The 17448-nt window shown below is 65.0% G+C and carries 19 protein-coding genes and 1 tRNA gene; 16 read left to right on the top strand and 4 right to left on the bottom strand.

The genetic code is table 11. The features are described 5' to 3' along the window. Positions 1-11: 11 nt before the first annotated feature. The 3 genes from FG99_RS25670 to FG99_RS25660 all read right to left on the bottom strand — a co-directional run bounded on the left by FG99_RS25670 (position 12) and on the right by FG99_RS25660 (position 2369). Positions 12-863, bottom strand: coding sequence for a hypothetical protein (locus tag FG99_RS25670; protein ID WP_043273036.1), 852 nt, complete (start codon positions 861-863; stop codon positions 12-14). Between the two features lie 9 nt (positions 864-872). Beyond that, entirely contained in the window at positions 873-2108 is a 1236-nt protein-coding gene (locus FG99_RS25665; RefSeq protein ID WP_051879262.1) for a tyrosine-type recombinase/integrase, read from the bottom strand. Between the two features lie 175 nt (positions 2109-2283). Beyond that, positions 2284-2369 (bottom strand) — tRNA-Leu (locus FG99_RS25660). 103 nt (positions 2370-2472) lie between these two features. Between FG99_RS25660 and queA the strand changes: the two genes are divergently transcribed. The 6 genes from queA to FG99_RS25630 all read left to right on the top strand — a co-directional run bounded on the left by queA (position 2473) and on the right by FG99_RS25630 (position 8607). Continuing rightward, positions 2473-3516: a tRNA preQ1(34) S-adenosylmethionine ribosyltransferase-isomerase QueA gene (queA, locus tag FG99_RS25655; RefSeq protein ID WP_043273034.1), complete on the top strand. Its 1044-nt coding sequence runs from the start codon at positions 2473-2475 to the stop codon at positions 3514-3516. A gap of 12 nt (positions 3517-3528) precedes the next feature. Further along, complete coding sequence (gene tgt / locus FG99_RS25650) at positions 3529-4647, top strand: tRNA guanosine(34) transglycosylase Tgt (protein WP_141766257.1); 1119 nt, start codon at positions 3529-3531, stop codon at positions 4645-4647. A gap of 39 nt (positions 4648-4686) precedes the next feature. Beyond that, positions 4687-5028, top strand: coding sequence for a preprotein translocase subunit YajC (yajC, locus tag FG99_RS25645; RefSeq protein ID WP_009616155.1), 342 nt, complete (start codon positions 4687-4689; stop codon positions 5026-5028). A gap of 66 nt (positions 5029-5094) precedes the next feature. Beyond that, positions 5095-6957 carry a protein translocase subunit SecD gene (secD, locus tag FG99_RS25640; protein ID WP_043273031.1) on the top strand — a complete coding sequence of 621 codons (1863 nt, stop codon included), beginning with the start codon at positions 5095-5097 and terminating at the stop codon, positions 6955-6957. 13 nt (positions 6958-6970) lie between these two features. Next, entirely contained in the window at positions 6971-7888 is a 918-nt protein-coding gene (gene secF, locus FG99_RS25635) for a protein translocase subunit SecF (protein WP_009616157.1), read from the top strand. A 182-nt stretch (positions 7889-8070) separates the two neighbouring features. Continuing rightward, positions 8071-8607 (top strand): glycine zipper 2TM domain-containing protein, encoded by a 537-nt coding sequence (locus FG99_RS25630; protein WP_009616158.1) that lies wholly within the window; start codon positions 8071-8073, stop codon positions 8605-8607. Positions 8608-9169: 562 nt separating this feature from the next. On the opposite strand, the gene suhB is transcribed toward FG99_RS25630, so the two are convergent. Continuing rightward, on the bottom strand, positions 9170-9985 hold the full coding sequence (suhB, locus tag FG99_RS25625; protein ID WP_009616159.1) for a type III secretion system regulator SuhB: 816 nt from the start codon (positions 9983-9985) through the stop codon (positions 9170-9172). A 152-nt stretch (positions 9986-10137) separates the two neighbouring features. Between suhB and trmJ the strand changes: the two genes are divergently transcribed. The 10 genes from trmJ to iscX all read left to right on the top strand — a co-directional run bounded on the left by trmJ (position 10138) and on the right by iscX (position 17320). Then, the gene (trmJ, locus tag FG99_RS25620; protein ID WP_043273030.1) at positions 10138-10917 is read left to right on the top strand and encodes a tRNA (cytosine(32)/uridine(32)-2'-O)-methyltransferase TrmJ; all 780 of its coding nucleotides are present in this window, start codon (positions 10138-10140) and stop codon (positions 10915-10917) included. Beyond that, positions 10910-11686, top strand: a complete 777-nt coding sequence (gene cysE / locus FG99_RS25615) for a serine O-acetyltransferase (RefSeq protein ID WP_009616161.1) — start codon at positions 10910-10912, stop codon at positions 11684-11686. The genes trmJ and cysE overlap by 8 nt, the downstream gene beginning before the upstream one ends. A 139-nt stretch (positions 11687-11825) precedes the next feature. Beyond that, complete coding sequence (iscR, locus tag FG99_RS25610; RefSeq protein WP_009616162.1) at positions 11826-12323, top strand: Fe-S cluster assembly transcriptional regulator IscR; 498 nt, start codon at positions 11826-11828, stop codon at positions 12321-12323. Between the two features lie 28 nt (positions 12324-12351). Then, positions 12352-13566: an IscS subfamily cysteine desulfurase gene (locus FG99_RS25605; protein ID WP_009616163.1), complete on the top strand. Its 1215-nt coding sequence runs from the start codon at positions 12352-12354 to the stop codon at positions 13564-13566. Between the two features lie 28 nt (positions 13567-13594). After that, the gene (gene iscU, locus FG99_RS25600) at positions 13595-13981 is read left to right on the top strand and encodes a Fe-S cluster assembly scaffold IscU (protein ID WP_009616164.1); all 387 of its coding nucleotides are present in this window, start codon (positions 13595-13597) and stop codon (positions 13979-13981) included. Positions 13982-14006: 25 nt separating this feature from the next. After that, positions 14007-14330 carry an iron-sulfur cluster assembly protein IscA gene (gene iscA / locus FG99_RS25595; RefSeq protein WP_009616165.1) on the top strand — a complete coding sequence of 108 codons (324 nt, stop codon included), beginning with the start codon at positions 14007-14009 and terminating at the stop codon, positions 14328-14330. Between the two features lie 7 nt (positions 14331-14337). After that, positions 14338-14859 (top strand): co-chaperone HscB, encoded by a 522-nt coding sequence (hscB, locus tag FG99_RS25590; RefSeq protein WP_043273029.1) that lies wholly within the window; start codon positions 14338-14340, stop codon positions 14857-14859. Positions 14860-14904: 45 nt separating this feature from the next. Further along, positions 14905-16764: a Fe-S protein assembly chaperone HscA gene (gene hscA / locus FG99_RS25585; protein WP_043273027.1), complete on the top strand. Its 1860-nt coding sequence runs from the start codon at positions 14905-14907 to the stop codon at positions 16762-16764. A gap of 6 nt (positions 16765-16770) precedes the next feature. Beyond that, positions 16771-17109, top strand: coding sequence for an ISC system 2Fe-2S type ferredoxin (gene fdx, locus FG99_RS25580; protein ID WP_009616168.1), 339 nt, complete (start codon positions 16771-16773; stop codon positions 17107-17109). A 10-nt stretch (positions 17110-17119) separates the two neighbouring features. After that, the gene (gene iscX / locus FG99_RS25575) at positions 17120-17320 is read left to right on the top strand and encodes a Fe-S cluster assembly protein IscX (RefSeq protein ID WP_009616169.1); all 201 of its coding nucleotides are present in this window, start codon (positions 17120-17122) and stop codon (positions 17318-17320) included. The last annotated feature ends 128 nt before the right edge of the window (positions 17321-17448 follow it).

The raw sequence follows: 17448 nt of genomic DNA, 5'->3' as shown, positions 1-17448 counted from the left end.
CTATTTAGGGATTACAGCTTGCTTCGGCTTTCCAATGCATCGGGCACGTCGCTCAGAATTTTGCGAATCGTCTCATCATCAATGGTGGCTCCGATTTGCTCCGTGAGCAGAGCAATTCGCTGAGCAGCGCCGCGTCGAGTGATATCGATGCCTGACTCGCTGGCTAGGGCTGCAATGATGGTTAGCAACGTTCTTCTGTGCCGGGGCGAAGCGACTTTCTCTAACGGGGTAGGCTTGGTCGCTTGGGCGAGCCTGGCGCGGAGTCGGTCATTCTCGATGGTCTGCGCTTTGTACGCTGCAAGCACTTCGTCAGATGAGGCTGTACCTAAATCAGGATGGCGTTTGATCGAGTTGACGTATTGCCCGGAATGTTTTCTATCGGCGTTAATGCTCCGCAGCCAAATCAGTTCGTCCACAAGACTGTTTGATATTTCTGCCTCGCGATCGATCCAAGCATCGAATGCTTCGCCAGATTCATAGCTACGTTCGAGAAGCCAGTTATCAAGCTCCTGAAAAACTACAAGCGTCGCCTCTGGAATGATCCGCTCATCCAAATCGCGGCGAATGTGCGCAACAGGAAGACGTCCGGCTTCGACAGCGTTGATCAGCTTCTCCTCGAACTCCGCCGCTTGCGGTTGCACTGCCGTCATAACCGCTGGGTCTAGGTAGCTTCCCTCGAAGTCCTCAAGAGAGGGGACTTCAATATTTCCGCCCACCCACAGATCACAGGCAATCAACTCGCCCGCTGCTTTTAATGTGATCAACCCCACGCCGAAATCAGGGAGCTCCGCCAAGCGACGGCTTTCGTAGGAGTGTTCCTGATACAGTTCGTATTCTTGGGCGACGTCTCTATCTTTTGTCATTTGGCACCATCATCTGTTGGTGTTGTGGAGAGCGCTTTCCATAGCAGGGTGCTGCTTCTCGAAGGAAAGGTCTATCGCGTCTGCCCAGGCCTGCATCATCTCGCGTCGTTGCTCGAGGTAGGTTGCGTGGTTGTAGGTGTCCCGCATCTCGTCCTTGTCACCGTGCGCCAGCTGCTTCTCGATCCAGTCCCGGTTGTAGCCGCGGCCATTCAGCTCGGTGCTGAGCAGATGGCGGAAACCGTGGCCGGTTTGCCGATCCTTGTACCCGGCCTCGCTCAGCGCCTTATTAATGGTGTTCTCGCTCATCGGGCGCTTAGTATTGTTCCGCCCGGCGAAGACCAACTCATATTCACCCGTGACCTCGTGCAACTCCCTGAGGATGGCGACGGCCTGGCGGGGGAGGGGAACGATGTGGGGGCGGCGAGCCTTCATGCGTTCCTTCGGAATCGTCCAGGTCGCCTTCTTCAGGTCGAACTCACTCCAGGGCGCCATGCGGAGTTCACCTGGTCGAACTGCAGTGAGCACCAGCAAGTGGATTGCGTGCTTGGTCAGAACGTTTATACGTGCCTCATCGATTCGCTGCAGTAGCTGGGGCAGCTCCTGGAACGAAACGTGGGGGTGATGCCTGAGCGTAGGGGCATGAGCAGCAACCACGTCCAGGTCCGTGGCAGGGTTCAGCTCGATCACCCCCTTGGCCAGCCCGTAGCGGAAGATCTGGCTCAGCCACTGACGTGACTTCTTCGCGACGTTGAATGCGCCCCGCGCCTCGATGTTCCGCACCAGCGCCACGAGGTCTGGTCGGGTGATTGCCTTGATGGGAAGTTTGCCCAGAGCTGGAATCAGATCGGACTCTAGGTACGCAAGAGTCTTTTCCGCAGTTGAGATAGCCCAGCGTGGTTTGCGGTATGCGTGCCACTCCCGAGCGACGGCTTCGAACGTCAAACCATCGATTTGCTGAACCTGACGGGCTGCATCGCGTTCGGCAGCGGGGTCTTTGCCCTGGGCCAGTAGCTGGCGTGCTTCTTCTCGCCGTTTGCGCGCCTGCTGTAGGGGCACGGTCGGATATGCCCCTAACGAGAGGCGGTTTTCCTTGCCGTTGAAGCGGAATTTCATGCGCCACAGCTTGGAGCCACTGGGCATGACTTCAAGGTAAAGCCCCTCGCCGTCGCTGAGCTTGTACGGCCGGTCCTTGGGCTTCGCCACCTTCAGTGCGGAGTCTGTAAGCGGTGCGGTCTTGCGCGGCATATCCCTACCCTCGTAGGGGCATGAAGCAAGATCGAACTCGCTTTGCCCCTAAGCATGCCCCTAAAAAGTGAGGCTTCCCTGACAGGGTACGGGAATTTTGGGCAACAAAAAACCGGCCAGAGGGCCGGTTCTTCGTGGGTTTCGGGGCTTGCTGGGAAGTCCCGAGAATATCGTGTGGTGCCCCGGGAGAGACTCGAACTCTCACTCTGTCGCCAGAAACGGATTTTGAATCCGCCGCGTCTACCATTCCGCCACCGAGGCAATGGCGCGGCAGTATAGGGAGGCCCTCGGTACCGGTCAATCCACCCGCGTGGCGATGCCATCGCAATTCCAGTAATATATCCGGCCCTTCGAGATATACCCCATGCGCGTCGCCGACTTCCATTTCGATCTGCCCGAGGCCCTGATCGCCCGCCATCCGCTCGCCGAACGTCGCGCCAGTCGCCTGCTGGTGCTGGACGGGCCGAGCGGCGCCCTCAGCCACCGTCACTTCGCCGACCTGCTGGAATACCTGCGGCCGGGCGACCTGATGGTATTCAACAACACCCGGGTGATCCCGGCGCGGCTGTTCGGCCAGAAAGAGTCCGGCGGCAAGCTGGAGATCCTCGTCGAGCGCGTGCTGGACAGCCGCCGCGTGCTGGCCCACGTGCGTTCGAGCAAGTCGCCCAAGCCGGGTTCGAAGATCCTCATCGACGGCGGCGCCGAGGCGCAGATGCTGCAGCGCCACGACGCGCTGTTCGAGCTGGGCTTCGCCGAAGACGTGCTGCCGCTGCTGGAGCGCGTCGGGCACATGCCGCTGCCGCCCTATATAGACAGGCCCGACGAGGCCGCCGACCGCGAGCGCTACCAGACCGTCTACGCCGAGCGCGCCGGCGCCGTGGCCGCGCCCACCGCCGGGCTGCACTTCGATGAAGGGCTGCTGGCGGCCATTCGCGAGAAGGGCGTGGACACCGCCTTCGTCACCCTGCACGTCGGCGCCGGCACCTTCCAGCCGGTGCGCGTGGAGAAGATCGAAGACCACCACATGCACAGCGAGTGGCTGGAGGTCGGCCAGGACGTGGTCGACGCCGTGGCCGCCTGCCGCGCCCGTGGCGGCCGGGTGATCGCCGTCGGCACCACCAGCGTGCGTTCGCTGGAGAGCGCGGCCCGCGACGGCCAGCTCAAGCCCTTCAGCGGCGACACCGACATCTTTCTCTACCCGGGCCGGCCCTTCCATGTGGTCGATGCCCTGGTGACCAACTTCCACCTGCCCGAATCGACCTTGCTGATGCTGGTCTCGGCCTTCGCCGGCTACCCGGAGACCATGGCCGCCTATGCCGCGGCGGTGGAACACGAATACCGTTTCTTCAGCTACGGCGATGCCATGTTCATCACCCGCAACCCCGCGCCGCGCGGGCCCGAGGACTGATCCATGAGTTTCATGAAGTTCGAACTGCTAGCCACCGACGGCAAGGCCCGGCGCGGCCGCCTGAGCTTCCCCCGCGGAGTGGTCGAGACCCCGGCGTTCATGCCGGTGGGCACCTACGGCACGGTCAAGGGCATGTTGCCGCGCGACATCGAGGGCATCGGTGCGCAGATCATCCTCGGCAACACCTTCCACCTGTGGCTGCGCCCGGGCACCGAGGTGATCCGCAAGCATGGCGACCTGCACGACTTCATGCAGTGGCAGGGGCCGATCCTCACCGATTCCGGCGGCTTCCAGGTGTTCAGCCTGGGCGCGCTGCGCAAGATCAAGGAAGAGGGCGTGTACTTCGCCTCGCCGGTGGACGGCGCCAAGGTCTTCATGGGCCCCGAGGAGTCCATGGCGGTGCAGCGCGCGCTGGGCTCGGACATCGTGATGATCTTCGACGAGTGCACCCCGTACCCGGCCGAGTTCGACGTGGCCAAGCGCTCCATGGAGCTGTCGCTGCGCTGGGCCAAGCGCTCGAAGATCGCCCATGGCGACAGCCCCTCGGCGCTGTTCGGCATCGTCCAGGGCGGCATGCACGAGGAACTGCGCATGCGCTCGCTGGAAGGCCTGCAGGAGATCGGCTTCGACGGCCTGGCCATCGGCGGCCTGTCGGTGGGCGAGCCCAAGGAAGAGATGATCCGCGTGTTGGACTTCCTGCCGCCGCGCATGCCGGCCGACAAACCCCGTTACCTGATGGGGGTGGGCAAACCCGAGGACCTCGTGGAAGGTGTGCGCCGCGGCGTCGACATGTTCGACTGCGTGATGCCCACGCGCAACGCGCGCAACGGCCATCTGTTCGTCGATACCGGGGTGATCAAGATCCGCAACGCCGTGCACAAGCACGACGAGTCGCCGCTGGACTCGACCTGCGATTGCTACACCTGCAAGCACTTCTCCCGCGCCTACCTCTACCACCTGGACAAGTGCGGGGAAATGCTCGGCAGCATGCTCAATACCATCCATAACTTGCGGCATTATCAGCGGCTTATGGCTGGTTTGCGCGAGGCAATCCAACAGGGTACATTGGCCGCCTTTGTCGACGCCTTCTATGCCAAACGCGGCCTTCCGACGCCGCCGTTGGGCGATTGATCCCGATTTTCCAAAAGAATATAGAGACAGGAGTATCCGATGAGCTTTCTGATTCCCGCCGCCTACGCCGACGCCGCTGCTCCCGCGGCCGCCGCAGGCCCGATGGGCACTGGTTTTGAGTGGGTCTTCCTGGTCGGCTTCCTGGTCATCTTCTACCTGATGATCTGGCGTCCGCAGGCCAAGCGTAACAAGGAGCACAAGAACCTCCTGTCCAGCCTGCAGAAGGGTGACGAAGTCGTCACTTCCGCGGGTATCGCCGGCAAGGTGCTGAAAGTCGCCGAGGACTTCGTGGTCGTCGAGGTCGCCGACAACGTCGAGCTGAAGTTCCAGAAGGGCGCCATCGCCGCGACCCTGCCGAAAGGCACGCTCAAGGCCATCTGAGTTCCAGGCAAAGAAAACCAATAGACGGGGCGCATGAAGCGCCCCGCGTCATAACGGGCGGTATCAATGCTCAACAAATATCCCCTGTGGAAATACCTGCTGATCCTGGCGGTGCTTGCCGTCGGCTTCATCTATTCCGCACCCAACCTCTACCCGGACGATCCGGCCGTGCAGGTCAGCGGCGCCAGCAGCGCGCTGCAGATCACCCAGGCCGACGTCGACAAGGCCAGCAAGGCGCTGACCGACGCGGGCATCGCCGTCAAGGCGGGCAGCCTCGGCAAGAACAGCGGCCTGATCCGCCTGGTCAAGCAGGAAGACCAGCTTCCCGCCAAGGACATCGTGCGTCGCGCCCTGGGCGACGACTACGTGGTCGCCCTGAACCTGGCGCAGACCACCCCGAACTGGCTGCGCAACATCGCCGCCCACCCGATGAAGCTGGGCCTCGACCTTTCCGGCGGCGTGCACTTCCTCCTCGAAGTGGACATGGACAAGGCCGTCGACGCCCGCCTGAACGTCTACGAGAGCGAGATCAAGAGCGCCCTGCGCAAGGAGCGCCTGCGCTACCGCAGCCTGCCGGTGCTGGACCGCGCCATCCAACTGGGCTTCACCGACGACGAATCGCTGGACAAGGCCAAGGCGCTGATCGCCAAGGACTATCGCGACTTCGAGGTGACCCAGGATGCGCGCAACGGCATGCAGGTGCTGCGCCTGGCCATGACCGCGGCCAAGCTCGCCGAAATCCGCGAATACTCGATCAAGCAGAACCTCACCACCGTGCGCAACCGCGTCAACGAGCTGGGCGTGTCCGAGCCGCTGGTGCAGCGCCAGGGCGCCAACCGCATCGTGGTCGAGCTGCCGGGCGTGCAGGACACCGCCGAAGCCAAGCGCATCCTCGGCAAGACCGCCAACCTGGAGTTCCGCCTGGCCGCCGAGCCCGACGCCATCAAGTCGGCCACCGAGACCTTCGAATTCCGCGAGCCGCGCCGCCCGCCGGTGGCCCTGGAACGCAGCGTGATCATCACCGGCGACCAGGTCACCGACGCCAGCGCCAGCTTCGACGAGAACGGCCGCCCGCAGGTGAACATCCGCCTCGACGGCCACGGCGGCGAGCTGATGAACCGCGCCACCCGCAACAACGTCGGCCGCAGCATGGCCGTGGTGTTCATCGAGCAGAAGCCGATCACCCGCTATGCCAAGCAGGTGGTCGACGGCGTCGAGCAGGAAGTCGCCGTCCCGGCCTTCAAGGAAGAGAAGAAGATCATCAGCCTGGCGACCATCCAGTCGGCCCTGGGCAACCAGTTCCGCATCACCGGCCTCGACGGCCCGGGCGAGTCCTCGGAACTGGCCCTGCTGCTGCGCGCCGGCGGCCTGGCCGCGCCGATGTACTTCGCCGAGGAACGCACCATCGGCCCGAGCCTGGGTGCGGACAACATCGCCAAGGGCATCGACGCCTCGCTGTGGGGCATGGTGTTCGTATCGCTGTTCATCATCGTCATCTACCGCTTCTTCGGCGTGATCGCCACCGTCGCCCTGGCCTTCAACATGGTCCTGCTGGTGGCGCTGATGTCGATCCTCGGCGCGACCCTGACGCTGCCGGGCATCGCCGGTATCGTGCTGACCATGGGCATGGCGGTGGACGCCAACGTGCTGATCTTCTCGCGGATACGCGAGGAACTGGCCGGCGGCATGTCGGTGCAGCGCGCCATCCACGAAGGCTTCAACCGCGCCTTCACCGCCATCGTCGACGCCAACCTGACCTCGCTGCTGGTCGGCGGCATCCTCTACGCCATGGGCACCGGCCCGGTGAAGGGCTTCGCCGTGACCATGTCGCTGGGCATTCTCACCTCGATGTTCACGGCCATCATGGTCACCCGCGCAATGGTCAACCTGATCTTCGGCGGGCGTGACTTCAAGAAGCTGTGGATCTAAGGGGGATCATGAGATGAATATCAAGATCGGTACCATCAACTTCATGGGCGTGCGCAACATCGCGTTCGCCGCCACCCTGGTCCTCACCCTGATCGCCCTCGGCAGCTGGATCACCAAGGGCATCAACTTCGGCCTGGACTTCACCGGTGGCACCCTCATCGAGCTGAACTACCAGCAGCCGGCCGACCTGGGCAAGGTCCGCGACGAGCTGGTCAAGGCCGGCTACGCCGAGGCCGTGGTGCAGAGCTTCGGCGACACCAGGGACGTGCTGGTGCGCATGCCCAGCGAAGACCCGGAGCTGGGCAAGAAGGTCGCCGCGGCGCTGCAGCAGGCCGATACCCAGAACCCGGCCAGCCTCAAGCGCGTGGAATACGTCGGCCCGCAGGTCGGCGAGGAACTGCGCGACCAGGGCGGCCTGGGCATGCTCCTGGCCCTGGGCGGCATCCTCATCTACGTCGGCTTCCGCTTCCAGTGGAAGTTCGCCGTGGGCGCCATTCTCTCGCTGATCCACGACGCCATCATCGTGATGGGCGTGCTGTCGTTCTTCCAGATCACCTTCGACCTCACCGTGCTCGCCGCGGTGCTGGCGGTGGTGGGCTACTCGCTGAACGACACCATCGTGATCTTCGACCGGGTGCGCGAGAACTTCCGCGTGCTGCGCAAGGCCAGCCTGATCGAGAACATCAACATCTCGACCAGCCAGACCCTGCTGCGGACACTGGCCACCTCGATCTCCACCCTGCTGGCCATCGCCGCGCTGCTGTTCTTCGCCGGCGACAACCTGTTCGGCTTCTCCATCGCGCTGTTCGTCGGCGTGCTGGCCGGCACCTACTCGTCGATCTACATCGCCGACGTGGTGCTGATCTGGCTGAAGCTCTCGGCCGAGGACCTGATCCCGCCGCAGGCCAAGGAAGTCGACGACCGCCCCTGAGGCTGTCCCGCCGCTCCTCGAAACTCCCGCTCCGGCGGGAGTTTTTCTTTGTGCGCGATCCGGCCGTGTGTCGGCATGCAATGGCGCATCGCGAAGGAATGTCGGAACTTTCCTAAGGATTCCCTGCTCCAAGGCAAGGACAAGGGCAAGTGCCCATATGAAAGGAAAGCCAGGAGGTCTATGTGAACAAGTCGTTGCTCATCGGTACCGTGTTGGGCGCAGTCGGCGTTACGGCAGGTGGAGCGGTGGCCACGTACAGCCTGGTGGACCGCGGCCCCGAGTATGCCGAGGTGGTCGCCGTCCAGCCGGTCAAGGAGACCATCAAGACGCCGCGCCAGGTCTGCAAGGACGTGGCGGTCACCCACCAGCGCCCGGTCAAGGACCAGCACCAGATCGTCGGTACCGCCATCGGCGCCATCGCCGGCGGCCTGCTGGGCAACCAGATCGGCGGCGGCAATGGCAAGAAGATCGCCACCGTGGCCGGTGCGGTCGGCGGTGGCTACGCCGGCAACAAGGTGCAGGAAGGCATGCAGGAGCGTGACACCTACACCACCACCGAAACCCGCTGCAGCACCGTGAACGACACCAGCGAGAAAGTGGTGGGCTACGACGTCAAGTACATGCTCGACGGCAAGGCCGGCCAGGTGCGCATGGACCGCGACCCGGGCAGCCAGATCCCGGTGGACAAGAGCGGCCGGCTGATCCTCAGCCAGCAGTAAGCATCGAAGCACGAGAAGGCGCCCCGCTGGGCGCCTTCTTCGTTTCCGGCAGAGGCTCTTCGTAGGATCTCATCCGCGATCCGCGCCGATACCTCCGGCTATCGCGGACAAGGTCCGCTCCTACGGGAGAGGAGGAATACCATGCTCCCCGGTAACCTGTAGGAGCGGGCCCTGCCCGCGATTTCGCGCGCAGGGCGCGCTCCTACATGGGAATGGCGTGGGTAGGGCGGCGTAGCGGATCTTATCCGCGAATCGCGCCGATGCCTCCAGCTATCGCGGACAACGTCCGCTCCTACGGGAGAGGAGGAATACCATGCTTCCCGGTAACCTGTAGGAGCGGGCCCTGCCCGCGATTTCGCGCGCAGGGCGCGCTCCTACATGGGAATGGCGTGGGTGGGGCGGCGTAGCGGATCTTATCCGCGAATCGCGCCGATACCTCCGGCTATCGCGGACAAGGTCCGCTCCTACAGGGGGGCTGTGCCGGGGTGCTTTCGTAGGATGGGTTGAGCTTGCCGAACAAAAAAGCCCGGCACATGGCCGGGCTCTTTCATTTGGCTGATGCTCAGCGCTTGAACGACGGCGGCAGGTGCGGCTGGATGCTGGTCAGCAGCGCCTTGAAGCACTTGGTGTTGCCGGCCACGATATGGCCCTTCTCGAGGAATTCGTGGCTGCCGGTGAAGTCGCTCACCAGGCCGCCGGCTTCCTGTACCAGCAGGGCGCCCGCCGCCATGTCCCACTCGGACAGGCCGAATTCCCAGAAGGCGTCGAAGCGGCCGGCCGCGACGTAGGCCAGGTCCAGGCTGGCGGCGCCGGCGCGGCGGATGCCGGCGGTCTGGCCGACCAGGCTGCGGAACATGCCCAGGTAGGCGTCCAGGTGGTCCAGCTGGCTGTCGCGGAACGGGAAGCCGGTGCCCAGCAGGGCGCCTTCCAGGCTCTTGCGGTTGCTCACCCGCAGGCGGCGGCCGTTCAGCGCGGCGCCGCGGCCGCGGCTGGCGGTGAACTCTTCCTGGCGCACCGGGTCGAGGACCACGGCGTGCTCCAGGCGGCCCTTGTACTTGCAGGCGATGCTGACGGCGAAGTGCGGGACGCCGTGGATGAAGTTGGTGGTGCCGTCCAGCGGGTCGATGATCCACAGGTAGTCGGCGCCTTCGCCGCTGCCCTCGAGGTAGCCGCCTTCCTCGCCCATGATGCCGTGGTTCGGGTAGGCCTTGCGCAGGGCGGTGACGATGCTGAGTTCGGCGGCGCGATCGACTTCGGTGACGTAGTCCTTGGCGTCTTTTTCGTTGACCGAGAGGGTGTCCAGGCGTTCGATGGAGCGGAAGATCAGTTCACCGGCGCTGCGGGCCGCGCGCAGGGCGATGTTCAGCATGGGCTGCATGGAGAGGTCACCTGGATGATGTTAAAGAAAGCCGAACATTGTACCAGAAAACCGTGGCGCTCATAGGGCGGCCTGTCGCTTGCGTGGCGCAAGACCGAGCGCTGCGGTAGGATTCCGTTCCTTTTCGTATCTGCTTGTGTGGAGAGCTTCGGTTGCTCGACAGAATTCGCGTGGTGCTGGTGAACACCAGTCATCCCGGCAATATCGGCGGTACCGCCCGGGCCATGAAGAACATGGGCCTGTCGCGCCTGGTGCTGGTCGACCCCATGGACTTCCCCAGCGGCGAGGCGGTGGCCCGCGCCTCCGGGGCGACCGACATCCTCGACGCCGCCCAGGTGGTGCCGACCCTGGAGGACGCCCTGGTGGGCTGCAGCCTGGTGCTCGGCACCAGCGCCCGTGACCGGCGCATCCCCTGGCCGCTGCTCGACCCCCGCGAGTGCGCGACCACCAGCCTGCAGCACGCCCAGCAGGGCGGCGAGGTGGCCCTAGTGTTCGGCCGCGAGTACGCGGGTTTGACCAACGAAGAATTGCAGCGATGTCAGTTCCACGTGCACATTCCCGCCAACCCCGAGTTCAGCTCGCTGAACCTGGCGACGGCGGTCCAGGTGCTCGCCTACGAGGTGCGCATGGCCTGGCTGGCCGCCGAAGGCCAGCCGACCAAGCAGGAGAAGCTGGAGACCACCGCCATGCTCAACAGCCTGCCGGTGACCGCCGACGAGCTGGAGCGCTTCTATTCGCACCTGGAGTCCACCCTGGTCGACATCGGCTTTCTCGACCCGCAGAAGCCGCGGCACCTGATGTCGCGCCTGCGCCGCCTGTACGGCCGCGCCGGGGTCAGCAAGCTGGAGATGAATATCCTCCGGGGTATCCTCACCGAAACACAGAAGGCCGCGCAGGGCGCGGCCTGCAAGCGGAGTGAAGATGATGTTTGAGCGTGTGCGCGAAGATATCCAGAGCGTATTCCATCGCGACCCGGCAGCGCGCAATGCCTTCGAGGTACTCACCTGCTACCCCGGCCTGCACGCCGTGTGGCTGCACCGCCTGGCGCACCTGCTGTGGACCTCCGGCTGGAAGTGGCTGGCGCGCCTGGTGTCCAACTTCGGCCGCTGGATGACCGGCATCGAGATACACCCGGGCGCCAGGATCGGCCGGCGCTTCTTCATCGACCACGGCATGGGCATCGTCATCGGCGAGACCGCCGAGATCGGTGACGACGTCACCCTCTACCAGGGCGTGACCCTCGGCGGCACCAGCTGGAACAAGGGCAAGCGCCACCCGACCCTGGCCGACGGCGTGGTGGTCGGCGCCGGCGCCAAGGTGCTCGGCCCGTTCACCGTCGGCGCCGGGGCGAAAGTGGGCTCCAACGCCGTGGTCACCAAGGAAGTGCCGCCGGGCGCCACCGTAGTCGGCATTCCCGGGCGCATCATCATGAAGGACGATGCCGAGCAGCAGGCCAAGCGCCAGGCCATGGCCGAGAAGCTCGGCTTCGACGCCTACGGCGTCAGCCAGGACATGCCCGACCCGGTGGCCCGCGCCATCGGTCAGCTGCTCGACCACCTGCAGGCGGTCGACGGCCGGCTGGAGGGCATGTGCCAGGCGCTGACGGCCCTGGGTAGCGACTACTGTGCGAAAAAACTGCCAGAGCTGCGTGAAGAGGACTTCGCCGGCGTCAAGGATGAAGAGGGCAAGGCGGCGCATTGATGCGTCGCTAACGATTTCCTGCTACATTATGCCGCCCTTCGCTGGCTAATCCCGAGTAATTTGATAGGTCTTATAGTTGACTCAAATACTCGGAAATGGCATCCTTTCGCCAGTCCAGTGATCCATTCGGGAATGTCCCATGCGTCTGACCACCAAAGGCCGCTATGCCGTAACCGCCATGCTCGACCTGGCGTTGCATGCCCAGCGTGGTCCGGTTTCCCTGGCGGACATTTCCGAGCGCCAGGGCATATCCCTGTCCTATCTCGAACAGCTGTTCGCCAAGTTGCGCCGTGGCAACCTGGTGACCAGCGTGCGCGGTCCCGGCGGCGGCTACCAGCTGTCCCGCGACATGGCCGGCATCCACGTCGCCCAGGTGATCGATGCGGTCAACGAATCGGTCGACGCCACGCGCTGCCAAGGGCAGGGGGATTGCCACTCCGGCGACACCTGCCTGACCCACCACCTTTGGTGCGACCTCAGCCAGCAGATCCACGAATTCCTCAGCGGTATCAGCCTCGCCGACCTGGTCGAGCGCCGTGAAGTCCAGGAAGTCGCGCAGCGGCAGGATGAGCGTCGTTGCGGAGGCACCGGCAAACGGCCGAGCCTCGATAAGATTGAAGCGTCCGCCATCGATTGAGCGCGCGCCAGCCTGTAGGAGTTACCTGATGAAATTGCCGATCTACCTCGACTACTCCGCCACCACCCCGGTGGATCCGCGCGTCGCTCAGAAGATGGCTGACTGCCTGCTGGTGGACGGCAACTTCGGCAACCCCGCCTCGCGCTCCCACGTGTTCGGCTGGAAGGCCGAGGAAGCCGTGGAGAACGCCCGCCGCCAGGTCGCCGAGCTGGTCAATGCCGACCCCCGCGAGATCGTCTGGACCTCCGGCGCGACCGAGTCCGACAACCTCGCCATCAAGGGCGTGGCGCACTTCTACGGCAGCAAGGGCAAGCACATTGTCACCTCGAAGATCGAGCACAAGGCGGTGCTGGACACCACCCGCCAGCTGGAGCGCGAAGGCTTCGAAGTGACCTACCTCGACCCCACCGAGGAAGGCCTGATCACCCCGGCCATGGTCGAAGCGGCGCTGCGTGACGACACCATCCTGGTCTCGATCATGCACGTGAACAACGAGATCGGCACCATCAACGACATCGCCGCCATCGGCGAGCTGACCCGCTCGCGCGGCATCCTGTTCCACGTCGACGCCGCGCAGTCCACCGGCAAGGTCGACATCGACCTGGACAAGCTCAAGGTCGACCTGATGTCCTTCTCCGCCCACAAGACCTACGGTCCCAAGGGCATCGGCGCCCTGTACGTGCGCCGCAAGCCGCGCGTGCGCCTGGAAGCCCAGATGCACGGCGGCGGCCACGAGCGCGGCATGCGCTCGGGCACCCTGGCCACCCACCAGATCGTCGGCATGGGCGAGGCCTTCCGCATCGCCAAGGAAGAGATGCACGCCGAGAACGAGCGCATCCGCGCCCTGCGTGACCGCTTCTTCGCCAAGCTCGAAGGCCTGGAAGAGCTCTACGTCAACGGCAGTCTGACCCAGCGCGTGCCGCACAACCTGAACCTGAGCTTCAACTACGTGGAAGGCGAGTCGCTGATCATGGCCCTGAAGGACCTCGCGGTCTCTTCCGGTTCGGCCTGCACCTCCGCCTCCCTGGAGCCGTCCTACGTGCTGCGCGCCCTGGGCCGCAACGACGAGCTGGCGCACAGTTCCATCCGTTTCACCTTCGGCCGCTTCACCACCGAGGAAGAGGTCGATTACGCCGCCGGTATCGTGGGGCAAGCCGTTTCCAAGCTGCGCGAGCTCTCGCCGCTGTGGGACATGTTCAAAGAGGGCGTCGACCTGTCCAAGGTCGAATGGCAGGCCCACTGACCCGCCCCATAGAGAGTGAGGATTAGCCATGGCATACAGTGACAAGGTCATCGACCACTACGAAAACCCGCGCAACGTCGGCAAGCTCGACGCCGAGGATCCCGATGTCGGCACCGGCATGGTCGGCGCGCCGGCCTGCGGCGACGTGATGCGCCTGCAGATCAAGGTCAACGAGCAGGGCGTGATCGAAGACGCCAAGTTCAAGACCTACGGCTGCGGTTCGGCCATCGCCTCCAGCTCCCTCGCCACCGAGTGGATGAAGGGCAAGACCCTGGACGAGGCCGAATCCATCAAGAACACCACCATCGCCGAAGAACTGGCCCTGCCGCCGGTGAAGATCCACTGCTCGGTGCTCGCCGAGGACGCCATCAAGGCGGCCGTGCGCGACTACAAGCAGAAGAAGGGTCTGCTCTAACCGCTCAGTTGAGTAAGGAGTTCCCATGGCCATCAGCATGACCGAAGCCGCCGCCAAGCATGTCCAGCGCTCCCTCGAGGGGCGCGGCAAGGGCGAGGGCATTCGTCTTGGCGTGCGCACCACCGGGTGTTCCGGGCTGGCCTACGTGCTCGAGTTCGTCGATGAGCTGGCGCCCGAGGACCTGGTCTACGAGAGCCACGGCGTGAAGGTCATCATCGACCCGAAGAGCCTGGTCTACCTCGACGGCACCGAGTTGGACTTCACCAAGGAAGGCCTCAACGAGGGCTTCAAGTTCAACAACCCGAACGTTCGTGGCGAGTGTGGCTGCGGCGAAAGCTTCAACGTCTGAGGCCGGCGTGGGTAGTCCTTGCCACTTCGCGCTCTTCGACCTGCAGCCGGCTTTCCGCCTCGATCTGGATGCCCTTGGCCAGCGTTACCGTGAGCTGGTCCGCAGTGTCCACCCGGACCGTTTCGCCGATGCTTCCGAGCGCGAGCAGCGCGTGGCGCTGGAACGCGCCGCCGAGCTGAACGACGCCTACCAGACGCTGAAGAGCGCGCCGCGCCGGGCGCTGTACCTGCTGTCCCTGCGTGGCCAGGCGCTGCCGCTGGAAGCGACGGTGCAGGACCCGGAGTTCCTCCTGCAGCAGATGCAGTTGCGCGAGGAGCTGGAAGACCTGCAGGACAGCGCCGACCTGGATGGAGTAGCCGCCTTCAAGCGCCGCCTGAAGGCCGCCCAGCAGCAGCTGGAGGACAGCTTCGCCGATTGCTGGGACGACGCCGCGCGCCGCGAGCAAGCCGAGCGCCTGGTGCGCCGCATGCAGTTTCTCGACAAGCTGGCGCAGGAAGTGCGCCAGCTCGAAGAGCGACTCGACGATTAATCCGCGCGGCCCGTGCCGCGCCCGTTACGCCTGATTAGAAGCCGCATGGTCCTATTGCAGATCGCCGAGCCCGGACAAACCCCTCAGCCGCACCAGCGCCGGCTGGCCGTGGGCATCGACCTGGGCACCACCAATTCCCTGGTCGCCGCCGTGCGCAGCGGCGTCGCCGCACCCCTGGCCGATGCCGAGGGGCGCCTGATCCTGCCCTCGGCGGTGCGCTACCTGGCCGACCGCGTCGAGGTCGGCGAGTCGGTCAGGCGCGGCGCCTCCGCCGACCCGCTGAACTCCATCATCTCGGTCAAGCGCCTGATGGGCCGCGGCCTGGAGGATGTGAAGCAGCTCGGTGGCCAGTTGCCCTACCGCTTCACCCAGGGCGAGTCGCACATGCCCTTCATCGAGACCGTGCAGGGCCCGAAGAGCCCGGTCGAGGTCTCCGCGGAAATCCTCCGCAGCCTGCGCCAGCGCGCCGAAGCCACCCTGGGTGGTGAACTGGTCGGCGCGGTGATCACGGTGCCGGCGTATTTCGACGACGCCCAGCGCCAGGCCACCAAGGACGCCGCGCGCCTGGCCGGCCTGCACGTGCTGCGCCTGCTCAACGAGCCCACCGCCGCGGCGGTCGCCTACGGCCTGGACAAGAACGCCGAGGGCGTGGTGGCCATCTATGACCTGGGCGGCGGCACCTTCGACATTTCCATCCTGCGCCTGACCCGCGGCGTCTTCGAGGTCCTGGCCACCGGTGGCGACAGCGCCCTGGGCGGCGACGACTTCGACCATGCCATCGCCGGCTGGATCATCCAGCAGGCCGGCGTTTCCGACGACCTCGACCCGGGCAGCCAGCGCCAACTGCTGCAGGCCGCCTGCGCGGCGAAGGAAGCCCTGACCCTCAACGAAAGCGTCGAGGTCGCCTATGGCGACTGGCGCGGCAGGCTGGACCGCAGCCAGCTGGACGCCCTGATCGAACCCTTCGTCGCCCGCAGCCTCAAGGCCTGCCGTCGCGCCGTGCGCGATTCCGGCATCGAGCTGGAAGACATCGGCGCGGTGGTCATGGTCGGCGGCTCCACCCGCGTGCCGCGCGTGCGCCAGGCGGTGGGCGAGCTGTTCGGCCGCGAACCGCTGGTGGACATCGACCCCGACCAGGTGGTGGCCATCGGCGCCGCCATCCAGGCCGACGCCCTGGCCGGCAACAAGCGCGGCGAAGAGCTGCTGCTGCTGGACGTCATCCCGCTGTCCCTGGGCCTCGAGACCATGGGCGGGCTGATGGAGAAGGTGATCCCGCGCAACACCACCATCCCGGTGGCCCGCGCCCAGGAGTTCACCACCTACAAGGATGGCCAGACGGCCATGATGATCCACGTGCTGCAGGGCGAGCGCGAGCTGGTCAAGGACTGCCGCTCCCTGGCGCGCTTCGAGTTGCGCGGCATCCCGCCGATGGTGGCCGGCGCGGCGAAGATCCGCGTCAGCTTCCAGGTGGACGCCGACGGCCTGCTGGCGGTGTCCGCCCGCGAGATGAGTTCCGGCGTCGAGGCGAGCATCCAGGTCAAGCCGTCCTACGGCCTGACCGACGGCGAGATCGCCCGCATGCTGCAGGACTCCTTCCAGTACGCCGGCGACGACATGAACGCCCGCGCGCTGCGTGAGCAGCAGGTGGAGGCCGAGCGCCTGCTCGAAGCCGTGCGCTCGGCGCTGGACGCCGATGGCGAGCGCCTGCTGGACGCCGACGAGCGGCTGGCCATCGAGGCCAGCATGGATACCCTGCGCGAACTGGCCGCCGGTAGCGATACCGCCGCCATCGAGCAACAGATCAAGCGTCTGTCCCAGGTGACCGACGCCTTCGCCGCGCGACGGATGGACGCTTCCGTCAAGGCCGCCCTGGCCGGTCGCCGGCTCAACGAAATCGAGGAATAAGCGAAGATGCCGCAGATCGTATTTCTGCCCCACCCCGAGCATTGCCCGGAGGGCGCGGTGGTCGAGGCCCAGCCGGGCGAGACCATCCTCAAGGCTGCGCTGCGCAACGGCATCGATATCGAGCACGCCTGCGAGATGTCCTGCGCCTGCACCACCTGTCACGTGATCGTGCGCGAGGGCTTCAACTCCATGGAGCCGTCCGACGAGTTGGAAGACGACATGCTGGACAAGGCCTGGGGCCTGGAGCCGGATTCGCGCCTGTCGTGCCAGGCGGTGGTGGCGGACGAGGACCTGGTGGTGGAGATTCCGAAATACACCATCAACCAGGTTTCCGAAGGTCATTGAGGGAGCGGACATGAGCCTGAAATGGACCGATGTGCTGGAAATCGCCATCCAGCTGGCCGATAGCCATCCCGACGTGGACCCGCGCTACGTCAACTTCGTCGACCTGCACAACTGGGTGGTCGGCCTGCCGGAATTCAGCGACGACCCGTCGCGCGGCGGCGAGAAGGTCCTGGAAGCCATCCAGGGCGCCTGGATCGAAGAGGCGGAATAGGTGGGGGCTGGAAGCTGGAAGCCGGAAGCCGGAAGCTTGAAGCCGGAAGTGAAAGGCGCCACGCTTTCTAGCTTCTAGCTTCTAGCTTCTAGCTTCTAGCTTCTAGCTTCTAGCTTCTAGCTTCTAGC

The sequence above is a fragment of the Pseudomonas sp. AAC genome (genome assembly GCF_000725445.1).
Lineage (GTDB): Bacteria > Pseudomonadota > Gammaproteobacteria > Pseudomonadales > Pseudomonadaceae > Pseudomonas > Pseudomonas citronellolis.
The sequence above is the reverse complement of the archived record's forward strand: the minus strand, read 5'-3'. Positions and strand labels throughout refer to the sequence as shown.